The organism is Aureibacter tunicatorum (assembly GCF_036492635.1).
GTDB lineage: Bacteria > Bacteroidota > Bacteroidia > Cytophagales > Cyclobacteriaceae > Aureibacter > Aureibacter tunicatorum.
Genome location: NZ_AP025305.1, coordinates 1,388,572 through 1,403,967 on the forward strand (window position 1 = coordinate 1,388,572; position 15,396 = coordinate 1,403,967).

Annotated in this window: 7 protein-coding genes and 1 tRNA gene; 3 read left to right on the forward strand and 5 right to left on the reverse strand. The window is 37.6% G+C overall.

From position 1 onward, the window contains the following. Window positions 1-7: 7 nt before the first annotated feature. The 5 genes from clpX to AABK36_RS05920 all read right to left on the reverse strand — a co-directional run bounded on the left by clpX (window position 8) and on the right by AABK36_RS05920 (window position 6,001). The gene (gene clpX, locus AABK36_RS05900; protein ID WP_309941227.1) at window positions 8-1,240 is read right to left on the reverse strand and encodes an ATP-dependent Clp protease ATP-binding subunit ClpX; all 1,233 of its coding nucleotides are present in this window, start codon (window positions 1,238-1,240) and stop codon (window positions 8-10) included. 107 nt (window positions 1,241-1,347) lie between these two features. After that, window positions 1,348-2,016, reverse strand: a complete 669-nt coding sequence (locus tag AABK36_RS05905) for a ClpP family protease (protein ID WP_309941230.1) — start codon at window positions 2,014-2,016, stop codon at window positions 1,348-1,350. Window positions 2,017-2,097: 81 nt separating this feature from the next. Next, window positions 2,098-3,423, reverse strand: coding sequence for a trigger factor (locus AABK36_RS05910; RefSeq protein ID WP_309941233.1), 1,326 nt, complete (start codon window positions 3,421-3,423; stop codon window positions 2,098-2,100). A 71-nt stretch (window positions 3,424-3,494) separates the two neighbouring features. Further along, window positions 3,495-3,576, reverse strand: a tRNA-Leu gene (locus tag AABK36_RS05915). A gap of 91 nt (window positions 3,577-3,667) precedes the next feature. After that, window positions 3,668-6,001, reverse strand: a complete 2,334-nt coding sequence (locus tag AABK36_RS05920) for a TolC family protein (RefSeq protein ID WP_309941235.1) — start codon at window positions 5,999-6,001, stop codon at window positions 3,668-3,670. Between the two features lie 239 nt (window positions 6,002-6,240). On the opposite strand from AABK36_RS05920, the gene AABK36_RS05925 reads away from it, so the two are divergent. From AABK36_RS05925 to AABK36_RS05935, 3 genes are all read left to right on the forward strand, one after another. Then, window positions 6,241-6,894 (forward strand): phosphoadenylyl-sulfate reductase, encoded by a 654-nt coding sequence (locus AABK36_RS05925; RefSeq protein ID WP_309941237.1) that lies wholly within the window; start codon window positions 6,241-6,243, stop codon window positions 6,892-6,894. Between the two features lie 37 nt (window positions 6,895-6,931). Further along, complete coding sequence (locus AABK36_RS05930; RefSeq protein WP_309941240.1) at window positions 6,932-7,894, forward strand: NAD-dependent epimerase/dehydratase family protein; 963 nt, start codon at window positions 6,932-6,934, stop codon at window positions 7,892-7,894. A gap of 206 nt (window positions 7,895-8,100) precedes the next feature. Continuing rightward, window positions 8,101-15,264 carry a T9SS type B sorting domain-containing protein gene (locus AABK36_RS05935; RefSeq protein WP_309941242.1) on the forward strand — a complete coding sequence of 2,388 codons (7,164 nt, stop codon included), beginning with the start codon at window positions 8,101-8,103 and terminating at the stop codon, window positions 15,262-15,264. The last annotated feature ends 132 nt before the right edge of the window (window positions 15,265-15,396 follow it).

Below are 15,396 nucleotides of genomic sequence, written 5' to 3' on the forward strand. Positions count from 1 at the left end.
TATATTTTTATGCAACATGCAGTTGCTTTAATTTCGAATTCTCAAATTTTTCTTTGGCGTATTCAAGAGTAACCTCAAACTCTTTCACATTTTCTTCTGAAGGAAGGTGGAACATTGCGTCCGTAATGATCGCCTCGCAAATTGATCTAAGTCCTCTGGCTCCTAATTTGAATTCTGTTGCTCTTTGCACTATATAGTCAAGCGCTTCGTCTGAAAAGCTGATATCAATGCCTTCCATGTCAAACAATTTTTTGTATTGTTTGACCAGAGCGTTTTTAGGGCTAGTCAGTATTAGCTTTAGCGTTTCAGATGTTAGCGGATCCAAATGCGTAATGACAGGTAGACGTCCGATCAGTTCTGGAATCAAGCCAAATGATTTTAGGTCCTGAGCGGAAACATATTTCAATAAATTGTCTTTGTCAATGTCGTTCTTTGAGCGATTTTCATCATTTGAAGCAAAACCTAGTGGTCTTGTGTCAAGTCTGTTGGCGATATGCCTTTTGATGCCGTCAAAAGCTCCTCCGCATACGAAAAGAATATTCTCAGTATTTACTTGAATCATCTTTTGATCCGGATGTTTTCTTCCTCCTTGTGGTGGAACATTTACAACTGTTCCTTCAAGAAGCTTAAGCATTGCTTGTTGCACTCCTTCGCCACTCACATCTCTTGTGATGGAAGGGTTGTCGGATTTTCTCGCTATTTTATCTATTTCATCGATGTAAATGATGCCTCTTTCAGCTGCTTCTACATCATAATCTGATGCTTGGAGCAATCGTGTCAAGATGCTTTCCACATCTTCGCCAACGTAGCCGGCTTCAGTAAGCACAGTGGCATCTGCGATACAGAAAGGCACTTGAAGTTGATTGGCCAAAGTACGGGCCAAGTAAGTTTTTCCTGTTCCAGTCTCGCCGACCATGATGATATTGGATTTTTCGATTTTCACATCTCCTTCATCATGCTGCTTTAGTCTTTTGTAATGGTTGTAAACCGCTACAGATAAGAATTTTTTCGCATCATCTTGACCAACAACATATTTGTCAAGTTCTTTTTTAAGATCAGCAGGTTTGATAAGTTTGAAGTCGTCAGAAGCTTCGTTTTTGCTTTTTTGCTTAACTTCTTCTTTTAAGATTTGCTGAGCCTGATCGATACAATGATTACATATATGGGCGTTGATACCCGAAACCATTAAGTCAACATCTTTTTTTTGTCTTCCGCAAAATGAACACGTAATTTGAGCCATATATGCAATATAATTTTTGCTTGTTTATTAACTGTGAAAATAAAAATAAGTACACTCTCAACCAACGAAGTCTTGGGTGCACTTATTTTTTAAATTTTTAATGAATGCTATTTTTTTGTCAGTACCTCGTCAATAAGTCCATATTCTTTAGCTTGAGCGGCTTTCATCCAATAATCCCTATCGCAATGTTTTTCAACATCGTCGAATGGTTTGCCTGAATGATCCGCTAGAATTTGGATAAGTTCTTTTTTGAGGATGAGTATCTGCTGAGCAGTGATCTCGATATCAGAGGCTTGTCCTTGAGCTCCGCCAAGTGGTTGGTGAATCATGATACGCGAGTGCGGCAAGGCAGATCTTTTGCCTTCAGCTCCACCTGCTAGAAGAACGGCTCCCATGGATGCCGCAAGCCCTGTGCAGATCGTCGCAACATCAGGAGAAACATATTGCATAGTGTCATACATGCCAAGTCCTGCGTAAACAGAACCGCCTGGGCTGTTGACATATAGCAAGATGTCTTTTTTAGCATCGACTGATTCCAAGAATAACAATTGGGCAGTGATGATATTGGCGATGTTGTCATCTACTTGAGTGCCTAAGAAGATGATTCTATCCATCATTAATCTAGAGAATACATCTATCTCTCTAAAGTTGGTTGGGCGCTCTTCAATAACTGAGCGCGTCATGTTTTCAACATGGTTCACGTAGCTGTCAACGGTAGTTCCGGCAATTCCTTTTCCATGAACGGCGTATTTGCGAAATTCTTCTTTGTTGATCATGTAGTGAAAGGTTTTTTAAATTATAAAAACAAAAAAGTCCTTCAAATAAAGGACTTTTTTAATTTACGAAAAAAACTATGATTAGTTGTTTATTATTTCTTTAAATTCATCAACAGTTGTCTCTTTTTTGTTGATTTCTGATGCTTCTTTAACTTTTTCGATGACTTTAGAGAATTTCAATTGCTGCATGATGTTCATGTAGTTTTGTCCATTCTCAGCTTTCAAGTAGTTGTCAACGAATCCAGCAAGGTTTTCCTCAAGTTGCTCTGGCGGAAGACCGTATTGCAAGAATTGTTGCTTGATTTGCTCAGCAGCCATTTCTTGAATATCGCTGTTGTTGATTTCGATGTTGTTGTCCATGACAATTTTGTCAGAGATCAACATCCATTTCAATTCTTCTATGTATTTGTCGAAGTCAGCGTCAACTTTTTCTTCAGTTAGGTCTTTTTGCGAAGCCAAAAGCCATTTTTTGAAGAATGTTTGAGGTAGAGTGATTTCAGTGTTTTTAACCAACTCGTCTCTTAGGTTTTTCTCAGCGTAAGCTTCAGTCTCTCTATTGTAGTTCTCACCTAGTAGTTCCTTAAGCTTAGCTCTGAATTCCTCTTCATTCGTAACCTGATCTTTGCCTAGAGCTTTGTCAAAGAATTCTTGGTTGATTTCCGCAGGAACAGTTCTGCTGATATTCAATACTTTGAATTCAACGTCACCTTCGATTTCTTTAACTTCCTCTTCAGTTCTATTCAAGAAGTTGGCAAGCTTTTCATTCGATCTATATGCTTTCCTGATATCGAAAGTTTTGCTTTCTTCTTTTTTCATGTCAACGAATATGCTCTTGCCAGTCTTAGTAGCCAAGTCAGAAACGTCAACAAGCACTTTTACAGGCTCTTCTTCTCCAGGAAGGCTGATTTCTCCATACACGTTGTCTTCTTCACTTACTTCATCAGGAGTAGATCTTTCACCCATTTGGATTTTTAGCTCATCGATAGTTTTTTCGATGTCCTCGTCAGCAACTTGGATTTCGTATTGGTCAGCCTTTTGAGCAAGATTTACAGAGAATTCTTCTACCAATCCGATTTCATACTCGAATTCGAATTCTTTTTGAGTTTTAAAGTCGATTTCTTCGTTAACAACAGGAAGAGGCTCACCGATGATGTTGAGCTTGTTGTCTTGGATGTAGCTGTTAAGGCTCTTGCTTACCAATTCGTTGATCTCATCAACTAGCAAAGAAGCACCGTACATTTTTTTGATCATTCCTACAGGAACTTTGCCCGGTCTAAATCCTTTGATATTTGCTTTTTTGCTGTACTCCTTGGCTCTATTTTCAACACCCGGTTGATAATCCGCTTCAACTATTTTTAATTTGATTGAAGTCTCATTTGCTGCGCTTTTGTCTAACGTAATATCCAAAGCCTTACTTTTTTAAAATTTCCATTAACTAAAAAACCCTCGTGCCGATCCTGTCGATGCCGAGGGTAAAGTGCGGATGGAGGGAGTCGAACCCCCACGCCTTGCGGCGCTAGATCCTAAGTCTAGTGCGTCTACCAATTCCGCCACATCCGCTCGCTCACATTGAGTGGTGCAAATTTAAATAAAAATTACGGATATTCAACTAACGCACATCTTATTTTTTTATAAGTCCCTTATTAAATGACTATTGAGTCGTCACCATTAAGTCTTGGACTTTGTTTTCAAAGGCTTGTTTGTCTAGGCTTTCCAATAGAAAAGGATAATAGCTGATAGTGTATTGCAGAAAGAACTGGCTTAATATGAACCCGTATTTGGCTCTGGTATATGCTAATTTTGCTTCTAAACTTGCTTGTTGGGCATCTAAAAGGTTAATAATTGGGGTTTTGCCGGATTTATACCCTTTTTCAACTAGAATGTAATTGTTCTCTGAGCTTTCCGAGGCTTCCTTGGTTAATTGAACGTTATAATACTCTTTGGATAAATCGTAAAGAGATTTCTGGACACTAAGAAAAATGTTCTGCAATAGAATTTCTCTTTCTTGAATTAATTGGTTGAGCTGAATTTTCTGTTTTTGAGTGGTTTTAGTGATTCCTCTTCCTGTTAAAGGGATGGATAATTCAATGTTGGCTAGCCAAGTGTCATTGACTTGTTCAGCTCCCAGAGCTTTCACTTCTTCAGGGAATTCCGCTGCGGCTCCAGATCTATAGAATACATGATAAGCTTGGGCTGTAGCGTATAATTCAGGAATATACCTTTGCCTTTTATTTGATTTAATTAGTCTTTCTTGAGCTGCGATTTGTTGATCTATCGATTTTAAGGTAGGCGAGTTGTCATAAGCAATCAATGTTAAAACTTCGCTGAGTTTTTTGATTTGATTTTCTGTTACAAAGTAATCGCTGATTATGTCTAATGTGTATGTTTCATTTTTTTCGTATACACTGGCCAATATGTGATCTGTGTTTAGCGGAAGGTTCAAAGTTTTGTTTAACTGTTTTATAAAATACAAAGTATTTTGATAAGCGCTTACACTTTGACTTGAATGATTGGCAAGAGATGTTTCCCATCTGTATATTTCGGATCTGCTAGAAGTTCCTGCTTGCACTCGGCTTTTAGCTAGGTCTAGATTTTGTTTTGACAGTGTAACATTGGTCTCGTATATTTCTTGTGTAGCTTTTGAGTATAGAACATCAATGTAAGAGTTTAAGGCTTGAAATACAGTCTGATTTTTTGATTCTTTTAGGCTGTTGACTTGACCCTCCAATAGAAATTCTTGAGCTTTTATTTGACCTAGATCGTATTCTGAAAACAGGTTTTGGCTGAGTTGAATTTGACCATTTAGTTGAAATTGAGAGTTAATGCCTAAGGATTGTCTTGCTAATTTGGGGTCGAGAAAGTAGTGAGTAGCGCTGCCTTCGAATACGGGAGCGAATCTGGTCAAGCTTAATTCATAATCCTTTGCTACAGATTCCAAAGTGAGTTTTTCATTGTTGTATTCCAAGTTATCTGAAATTGCGATTTCTACAGCTTCAAGTATTGAAATAGTCGCTTGAGGCGATTGATTGTTTATTTTTCCGAGTTGAATTTGCTCGAGAATTGGAATTTCAAGCTGAAGTTGATGTAATGTGTTTTCATTGATTGTAGGCTTGGGTATTTCATTCAAGTTGAATGGAAAGTTATTAAGGTTTTGCCGATCAATGACTTTTTGTATGCTTTCAGCCAATGTGTTGTTCCACATGTTCATGGATGGAGGCAATGAGTTGCTGATAAGAGCGCCAAGTTGCAAGTCTTCATAGGTATTGCTGAAGCTTGGAATATTGGAATTGTTGAGTTGGTCAAAGAGTTGTTGCCTTTGTTGAAAGGTTAAATTTTGTTTGGAATTAACAATAAAGCAAGCATCTACTTCTGCGGGAAGCTTGAAATTGTTATTTGTAATTGTATTGTAGTTGATAATCTGTATAGATGCGGAATCAATTTGAATTTTATCGAAATCAATAAATTGGCCGGCATTTTCGTTGATTATGACAGCGAGTTTTTTATAGCTTATGTTTTTTTGAAAGGCTTTTACATTAAATTCTATTGTTGTCCCGCTTTCATTAAAGCAGGTCATATTGTATACATTTGAGTGCTTGGCTCCTTGTGAAGTAATGTTCTCCAAGTAAGGATCAAGTATGGATGCGCATATTGTCGGTTTTTGAAATTTTGATTGTATTGCTATATAATTGGCTGAGAATTCTCCAAAGACAATGATTATATCAACCTCAGGATTGTTTGAGAAATTTTTGAAGGTTTCAAGGGCATTGTATGCATCTGCGTTGTCGATTTTTATAGTTCTATAAATTTTACATTTTGACAGAGAATCAAAAAGTTCGCTTTTGCCTTGCAGTATATTTATAGTTTCATCGTTTAAGTTGTATTGACTGTCAATGATAACGCCTATGTTTTGAACCGTTTTTGTTTGCGAGTATGTAAGTTGTGAACTTAGTAAAATAGCAAAGAAGAGAGATAAATATATACGCATGAGGTCAAGGGCAGAATAAAGTTTGAAAATGATAGGCAAAAACTATAACCATTTTTTCTTGCGAACGTTCTGAGATGTTTATAAATATTGCCGCAAATTGCGTTAGTTTTAAAGGAAAATTCCATTCTTTCGTTACAATATCAGAAGGTAGGCTACATTGCAGTATCTTCGACGATAGAATTTATTCTTAATTTATATATATTTGTATTCATAGATAAATAACAATAAACACTTTAGTTTTGGATTTCGAGTCAATAAAAGAGAAGATTTATCAGTACAAGGACGAAGGTAAATCAATGTTTACCACATCGTCTTTTCAATCGCACAGTATTGTCTTGCTTCATATCTTGAGCGAGGTTGACCGAACGATACCGGTGTATTTCATTAATACGGGGTATCATTTTCCGGAAACGATCATTTATCGTGACCAGATTACGGATATGCTGGGGTTGAATTTGGTGGACTTAAAATCACCTACTCCAAAATTCATGCAAAAAGATGCTGAAGGCAAATTTTTGTTCGCTTCCGATCCAGACTACTGTTGCTTTATCAATAAAACAAATCCTATGGACGCCATTTTGAGGCAAAAGGATGTATGGATCAACGGAGTAAGAGGAGATCAAAGTGCGGTAAGGAAGGCAATGAAAGTCGAACAGCCAGCGCCGCATGATTGTATGAGATTTCACCCGATGCTGGATTGGAATTCCAAGATGATCTGGCAATATAGGAAAGAGCATAATTTGCCGCCGCATCCTTTGGAGGAAAAAGGTTACATGAGTATTGGCTGTGAGCCGTGTACAAGAAAGATGGACCCGGAAATGCAGGAAAGAGAAGCTCGTTGGTATGGCATGAACAAAGTGGAATGCGGACTGCATACGGATTTGGTGAAATAATCAGAGGTTAATTACATACAAAACAAGACAAAAACACATGAAAATATTAGTGACGGGCGGAGCTGGCTATATTGGTACTCAATTGGTCAAGTCTGTGCTCGATAATTCTGAAGTGGAGGAAGTGGTCGTTTATGACAATCTCAGTAGGAAAAACTTCAACCTTTTTTTAGGTTTGCCAATGAAAAATGGGCATAAAGTCAAGTTTGTTTCGGGTGATATTCTGGATTCTAGAAAATTCAGAAAAGCTTTGAAAGGAATCGATGTCGTTTACCATTTGGCTGCCAATGTTTCTACGCCTTACTCTGATATTAATTCGCACGTTTTTGAGCAAGTTAATCACTGGGGAACAGCGGAAGTAGTTTCTGCTGTCGAGGAAGCTGATGTCAAGCAATTTGTGTATGTGAGCAGCGCCTCTGTTTATGGAAGAACGAACGGCTTGGTGGAAGAGGATACTACACCAAACCCTAAGACGGCTTACGGTATATCTAAATCCCGTGGAGAAGAGCATGTCAGAAGGTTGATGAGCAAAATGGATGCTTATATTCTCAGATGCGCTAATGTTTACGGATATAGCAAAAGCATGCGTTTTGATGCTGTTATTAACAGGTTCATGTTTGAAGCTCATTATTCCAATAGGATTTCTATTAATGGAAGTGGAAAACAGCATAGACCTTTTATTCATATCGATACTTTGGCGAAAGTTCTAAGTGAAATTATCATAAAGGATGTGCCTTCCGGTACTTATAATCTTGTCGATAAGAATCTTCAAATTTTGGATGTAGTTGACGCGATGAAGGAGATTTATCCTTCGTTGGAGTTTATTTTCACTAACCAGCATTTGGATTTGGATGGTTTGCAATTAAGTCCAAGCGCTGAGTTGAAAAAGTATATTCCATACCAAAATTATGAATCTTTGTATGACGAGCTAATGAGATTCAAGACTAGGTTTTCATTCTTTCATGGGAGCTATTCAAGCTCTGAATGGTACTTTAGCATATAGTTGGAATATTGAAATAATTGACTTTATATAGTTCAGTGATATTATTTAAGGAGGCTTTGCCTCCTTTTTTTTGTTAATATTATTTAATATATTAAACAATATTATTTAATCTATATTTTAAATAACTTTGTTTCTTGGGAAGTTGATCATTATAGGTGAGAATAACTCCATAATTGATAAGAGATATCAGATAATTCACAAAGCTTATGAAAGTTAAACTTTTACATATATATACAATATTTTTTTTAATTCTTTCAGGCTCTTCCGTGGCGCAAAGCCTTAGGGTACAGACTTTAATGAGGCCGAATTGTGCAGATCCGAATTCAGCGAGTGTTGAAGTCGCTGTTGATAATCCTACGAGCGATTTTAAAATCGAAATTTTTGACTCCAATGATGTCTCTGTAGGCTTGGAAAGTGTTGCAGGGTTTTCTGGAACAGTTTATACGCATAGTTTTTCAGGTTTGTCCAAAGGCGAATACTTGGTCAAGCTTAATGATACTTTAGATGAATTGCCTGTGAATTTAGAAACCATAGATGCTGATGTCGAGCTTCTCCAAAGGAGCGAGAGCGTATGCATGGGAACAGTAGCGGAAGTGGTGATTAATGAAAGTCAAGCAAATGTCGATTATCAATTATTTAATATAACTGAAAATTCATTAGTAGGAACTGCTGTAAGCGGAGATGGAAATGCAATATTTTTAAAGACAGACGCTATCAATGAAGATCAAGAGTATTTGGTGAGAGCCTCAGCGTGTGGAGGAACGGAATTAGTAGATTTAAATACGAGATTATCTTTTACAGCTTTGCAACAAGATTTGGATGTGAGTTTTATTGTTTCTTCCAACAGTCTTTGCGAAGGCGAAAAAATAGAGTTGGAAGTGCCTAATGCTAAGTCGTCAGTGTCTTACCGTGTTTATGATAAGCTTGATGGACAATTTCTGTCTGATTGGAAGGTTGGAGAAGATGGGAATAGTGTCAAGTTTGATTTGAATGAACTGTCGAACACGGTGCAATTGCAATTATTGATTCAAACTGAAAAGTGCGGAGATTATTTTTCGACGCATGAGGAAAGTGTGATTGTTGATCAACGCCCAATGATTGTTTCCAGTACCTTGCAATTGTCGTCTTCAAATATTTGCGAAGGGGAAACTGCTGAAGTTAGCGTGTCAAATTCAAATGCAAGCTACTCATATGTTTTGGTGAATGAGAAGTCATTAGAAGAGGTGAGTGTTCCAGTAGCTGGAAATGGAGGAGACTTGATACTTGTAAGCTCTCCTTTGGATGATGATATTCGATTGCTTGTCAAGGCTTTTGAACCGGGTAAATGTGAAAGCTATTTTGAAAGCTCTTTTGGGATAAATGTAAATATAGTTTCGACGCCGTTTGTCTTGAATGAGAATCAAGAGTTTTGTACAGGTGAATTAGTGTCTGATTTGAAGCCTCAAGGAGATGATTTGGAATGGTATGATGAAGTAGGAACATTGCTTGATGGTTCGGAAGTTTTGCAAAATGGAAAATATGTAGTTAAAAGAAAATCGGGACAGTGTTTAAGTGAAGGTGTTGAAGTTGCTGTTAGTAAAAGAGCGGACCAACAGGTAGAGTTCACAATAGAAAATGCAGAAGATGATAATGGCGATGGCAGAGTTATGCCAATTATGAGTATCAGCAAAGCTGGTCTGTTGTCAAGCTTTAGAGTTAAATTAGATTATGATGTCTCCAAGTTGATGTTTGTTGGTTTGGAGGACTATAAACTAGGAGGAGAGTTTACGGCATCAGAAGTAAATGACGGCTTGGAAATTATTTGGAATGCTGGAGATTTAGGTGGTTTGTTTTTCCCTGATGGAGTTAATGTCTTGGAGTTGAGCTTTGCAAGAAGACAAGGAGTGCTTGACTGTGCTCCAATATTGTTGAGCATAGATACAGGAGACTTTGAATTGACCGCAGGCGAGAGTGCTATAACTTGCGGCGCGTCATTAGCGGCTATGACAGCTTCATTGCAATTCAAACAAACGCCATTTTTTGAAATCTCAACAGAGAGAACTTTGATTTGCAATGGCGATGAAATTACAATTTCAGCAACAAATCTTAGAAATGCAGGTGTTAATCCCGTTGTGGAATGGTATATCAATGATGTGAAGCAAAGTGGTTCAGGATTGAATTTTACGTTTGATGGATTTAATGATGGAGACATTGTGAAGGCAAAAATGACTCCTGATATTACTTGCCCTTCAGTGGCGGAAGTTTATTCCAATGAGTTGTTGATGGAAGTTGGCAATAAAAAGTCAAGGGTTGAGCTTTTTGCTATAAAAGGAACCGGAGAAAGATTTAATGATGAGATTTCTTTATGTAGTGGTGATATACTGACTATTAGCGCTGAAACAACCACGGCTGGAGACAATCCATCTTACACTTGGTACAGAAAAAAAGCCGGCGAATCTTTTTATTCGGAAATTATAGGTTTATTCACTAGTAGTAAAACGTATATAGGAGGGCATCCTTTTGCAGACGGCGATTCGATATTTGTGCAAGTCAATGTTTCAACAGGTACTTGCCAGTCGGGATTTGAAAACAAATTTGCGATTTCGAATAAAGTTCGTTTCAATGTCAATGGATTGGCTCCAACAGTTCAAGTAGAATCGAATAAGCCTGTTTATTGCAAAGGTGAATCAGCGACATTGATTGCTAGGGGGGATAATTTTAGAGAAAATCCTTTCTTCATTTGGACAGTAGATGGCACTGAATATCCGAAAACTAGTGATAGTGTTTTTATCGTCGATAATCTTCAAAAAGAAATTGATGTTTCGGTTAAGGTTGAGCTGAATGGAGTTGTAAATGATTTATCATGTTTTGCTGAGACTGAGAAAGAGTCCAATATAGCCACGTTGCAAATTGGAAATCTTAACAATAGTATTGAAGTAAATTCTGATGATGCGAGAGCGTGCGTAGTAGGCGAGTTGATGACTTTTGATGCGAATGTTAGCGGATATGCTAATCCAACATATCAATGGCGTAAAAATGGAGCTGATATTATCGGTGAAACTGATGCTAGTTTTAGCTCGACAAGTTTGATCGATAATGATTTGATTAATGTTGTTGTGTCGGAGCAAGGTGGTGAGTGTTTGTTGAGTTCCGAACCCGTAAATGTTTCTATAGGCCAAGATGTGCTGGATTTGAAAATGGAAGTAACAAAAGAAGTTTCTTGCGTTGGTGACCTTGTTTCTGTAATAGCGCACTCTTCAGTAGATGAAGCATTTTTGGATTTTCAATGGAGCGTAAACGGAACTTTATTATCAAATGAAACTTCAAATACATTGACTCGTAATTTTTGGGGCAATGGGGATGAAGTGCAAGTGACAGTTTCTTCCTCTGAACCATGTGTATTAGGATCTCCAATCACATCCGAAATAATTGTAATTAATGTAAAATCAAGAGAAACGCGAATAAAGGTGCAAGCTAGCAAAGAGTTAGTGTGTTCGGGCGAGAGTGTGACATTGGAAATTGTAGGGGATGATTTGCCAGATGATTTGACTTATTTGTGGTTCAAAGATGGTCAGATATTAGACTTTTTCGCTAATGAAAGAACGTTTGATGTGAGCAATATTCAGTCTTCTGGAAAGTATTACGCTGAGTTGAGAAAAGGCATAGCTGATGATCTAAACTGTCTTGATTTTGAAAACATAATAATGGATACAGCTCAGATCGATATTTTGCCAAGCGAGTATAATTTTGAGTTGAAAGTCGATAAAGAGCGTGTTTGCTCAGGAGATCGTGTTAATCTGACATTGGAATCCGATTTAAACCTTGATTCATTTCAATTTGAATGGTATTTGAATGGTAATTTGATTCCAGGAGTTGATGAGTCTTCATATTCAATACCAGTAGCCACCTCTAGTGAGATTAAAGTCAAAGTGTCGAATTCTGGTTTAGCCTGTTTTACAGCTTTGGAAAGATCAGTGAATGTTGATATTGGAGATGTCGAACCTACTATTTCTATTGATGCAAACAATACGACTGTTTGTGAGGGGGAAACGGTTAGTTTTACCGCTCAAGTTTCAGATGCTGGCGATGCTCCGCAATATGTTTGGATGATTAATGGAGTGGAGATAGCTAAAACATACTCACCAACTTTTGAAACAGCAGACTTAATCGATCAAGATCAAGTGTCGGTGAAAGTGATTAGTAGTTTGTCATGCGATAAAGCCAATGAAGCAACTTCGGAAATATTGAATATCACCATTGATAATTTGCCGATGGAAGTTGATCTGCTTACAGATGAGGATAATTATTGCCTGAACGAGTCTGCTACATTTACTGCTGATGTCCGCCACGGAGGAGATAGTCCTGCATATCAGTGGTTTGTCAATGGTAATGAAATATTAGGACATAATGCTCCAACATATGAATACTTTACCAACGCTGAAGGGCAAGCTCACATTGAGGTTGTGGTAAGTAGTTCAAGAATTTGTTCTCCTGGAGAAAAGAAAAGGGCGGAAAAAACTATAGGAGTTGGAAAGAAGAAATTAGAATTGACAATAAGTCCGGATAAGGAAAGTGTATGCTCTCCAACGGATGTTGTATTGTTTACCGCTGTATTGCCAAGTATTGATGATCAAGTCACTATAAATTGGTGGGTAAATGGTATCGTTCAAAAATCAGGAACTGACAAAACTTTTGTCTATGGAGGATTTGATCATGGAGATATTGTGGAAGCTGAAGCTGTTTCAACTTCATCGTGTGCTTTAAACTCTAGAACGGTATCCAATGAAATTGTAATAAATAATATTCCAAAGCCAGTATTGAGTTTGAATGTGCCGAATATAGAAGTTTGTGAAGGTGGTTTTATTGATCTTTCTCAATACATGGAGGTTGACTTTGATGGGGGAACTTTTACATTCAATAGCACTGAATCTTTGACAGATTCTGATGGAATGTTTGACGCAAGCTCTTTATCAGCAGGAGAAGTGAGGAAAATTACGGTATCATATGACCACCCTTTTGCATGTGTTAAAGCTGATGATTTGGAATTTGATGTTAATGTCGTGGTTTGCTCAACAGAACCATGTGATGATTTTGTTATTGAAGGAGTATTTGGTCAAAGTCCATCTTGTGGAAGCTCTCCGGAAGGCAAGCTTTCCATTAACTTGTCTGGCGGGGTCGCTTATGAGTTGCAATACAAATTGGATACCGAGAGTGCTTGGAGCCCTATTTTGAGTACTAACACCAACAATATCTTGATTTCCGACCTTATAGCAGGCACATATCAGATTAGAGGACGTTTGAAAAAGGCGGTAATTTGCGAATGGTCAGAGATACATACATTTTATTTGCAACCTTTGAAGTCGAGTTTGATCGATAATGTTGTGATAGGACATACAACAGTAGAAACTCCAGGGATTGGTTTTGTTGAAGTGCGAGGCAAAACATTTGAAGGAGGTGTATTAAGGGATGACACGTTTGATTTTCACATAGAAGATAAATATGGGAATGTGCTGGTGAATCAGACGGGGCTTTTTGAAAATTTGAGAGCTGGAGAATATGTCTTGTCAATAACGTCTTTAACAACTGGATGTATTTCTAATGATTCAACAGTTGTGATTGAAGAGAGGGAGTCGCTGAATTGCGATAATGTGATTTTTGATTTCGAGCTTTCGAAACCGCAAACTTGTCAAGCTTTTGGGGAAATCAATTTTGTCGCTAGTGGAGGTTCTGGAGATTATGAATATCGTCTTTATAAGCTGCAACAAAATAACCAATGGCAGGAGGTGAGTCCTTATCAAACTCAACCGCAGTTTACTATTGAGGCGGGAACCTATAAAGTGGAGCTTAAGGATTTGAATTACGACTGCACTAAACTTTCTCAAGAGGTTCAAGTTGCTGAGCAAAGAGTTAACCTTGTATTGAATTGGGATGTGATTAGTTCAAGTACTTGTGGTAAGAATGATGGCAGCTTTAGGATGAATCAAATAACTGGCGGAGTAAGTTCATCTTTTTATTCATGGAAATGGATTAATAAGGGGGATGAGGCATTTACTCCTTTTATTGAAGGCACAGTGATTGAGAATGTGGGAAGTGAAGTTCAGTATTTGGTACTAAAGGATGAGTTTACCGGTTGTACGAAAAATGTAGAGATAACAGTAGGAGGACCTGAAGTAGTCTATTTTGAATTACAAAAGGTAGATCCAACTTGTGGTGGAGGCGGAGATGATGGCAAGCTTACTGTTAATATTGACAAAGATAGAACAAACACGGATTGGCCTTATTTTGTAACTATTATTAAAGATGATACTGAAGAAGTGTATGTGAGAGATTTAATGGAATCTTTTTCTAAAGAGTATAAAGATCTTTCTTCTGGTCAATACACTGTTCGAATAGTTTCCGAAGATAGCGGTAACTCATGCCCAAGCCAATCAAATATTGAAATTGGCGGAGCTTATGTTAATGTTGATTTTACTATGAATGTGAATTTGCCTTACTGTTCAGACGATGAGGCTGAGATTATTGTCGGAGAAATAATTGGAGATGATGCTCTTGACTATAAACTCACTTTGCTGAACGATCAAGGGGAGGTTGTAATTGAAGACAGTTTCCAAAACGACATTAACTTTATAAATTATGTTATTGACGATTCTCAGTTAAGTGAGGGAGATTATTCACTCTCTTTGTCCCAAGAGCAAAGCGGCTGTGTGATTTCTGAAAAAAGAGCAATATCTATTTCAAGGCCTGAAAATCCTTTGAGAATAGAAGAGCTTGTGATTGATGAAAAGTACTTGCCATTTGATAGCGAGAATGGAAATATAGGTATTGTTAATCTTGTGGATATTACTCGAAGCGGTGAAGGAGGGTATAGAGTCAAGCTTAAGCTGGAGGAAAAGCTTACCTCTTATGGAAGCGAACAAGCTGGAGATATTATCTTTGAAGCGCAGTTGACTGATCATTACGATTTGTCTAAAGATGCGGAAGCTACATTTAGAAATCTTCATGCGGGAGAGTATTCAGTGATTTTGAATGACACTTCCGGATGCGTAGTTTCGGAGAATTTTGTATTGGAAATGACGCAAGGTATTTGGATCCCGAATATTTTCACTCCAAATGGAGATCGATACAACAATGTGTTTGAAATAGGCAATATGCCTAGAGCTAATGAGGCAGGATGGACAATCGTGATTACAAATAGAGCCGGCAGAACTGTTTTCAAATCGACGGATTATAAATTAGGCAATGAATGGACGGGGGAAGGACAGCCGGAGGGAATTTATTTTTATGAATTGAATGCTGGAGATCATGGTAACTTCACAGGTTGGGTAGAGTTGTTTAGAGGCGATCCTGCAAAACTTAATTCATCGGCATCAGGATCAGCTCAAAGTAATTAGAAATAATAAGAGGTTAATTTTGCTTTATATTATCAATAATTACCCAATTGTGGTTTTATATTGGCATAAAATTTATCAATGTTAAGAATATTTTTTAAATTATGATCTGGATATTAAGAATTTAATTTTTGA

Bases quoted from the DNA above. Each gene is read 5' to 3' on its own strand.
- AABK36_RS05935 (WP_309941242.1), top strand. From the start codon at position 8,101: ATGAAAGTTAAACTTTTACATATATATACAATATTTTTTTTAATTCTT.
- AABK36_RS05905 (WP_309941230.1), bottom strand. From the start codon at position 2,016: ATGATCAACAAAGAAGAATTTCGCAAATACGCCGTTCATGGAAAAGGA.
- AABK36_RS05920 (WP_309941235.1), bottom strand. From the start codon at position 6,001: ATGCGTATATATTTATCTCTCTTCTTTGCTATTTTACTAAGTTCACAA.
- clpX (WP_309941227.1), bottom strand. From the start codon at position 1,240: ATGGCTCAAATTACGTGTTCATTTTGCGGAAGACAAAAAAAAGATGTT.
- AABK36_RS05930 (WP_309941240.1), top strand. From the start codon at position 6,932: ATGAAAATATTAGTGACGGGCGGAGCTGGCTATATTGGTACTCAATTG.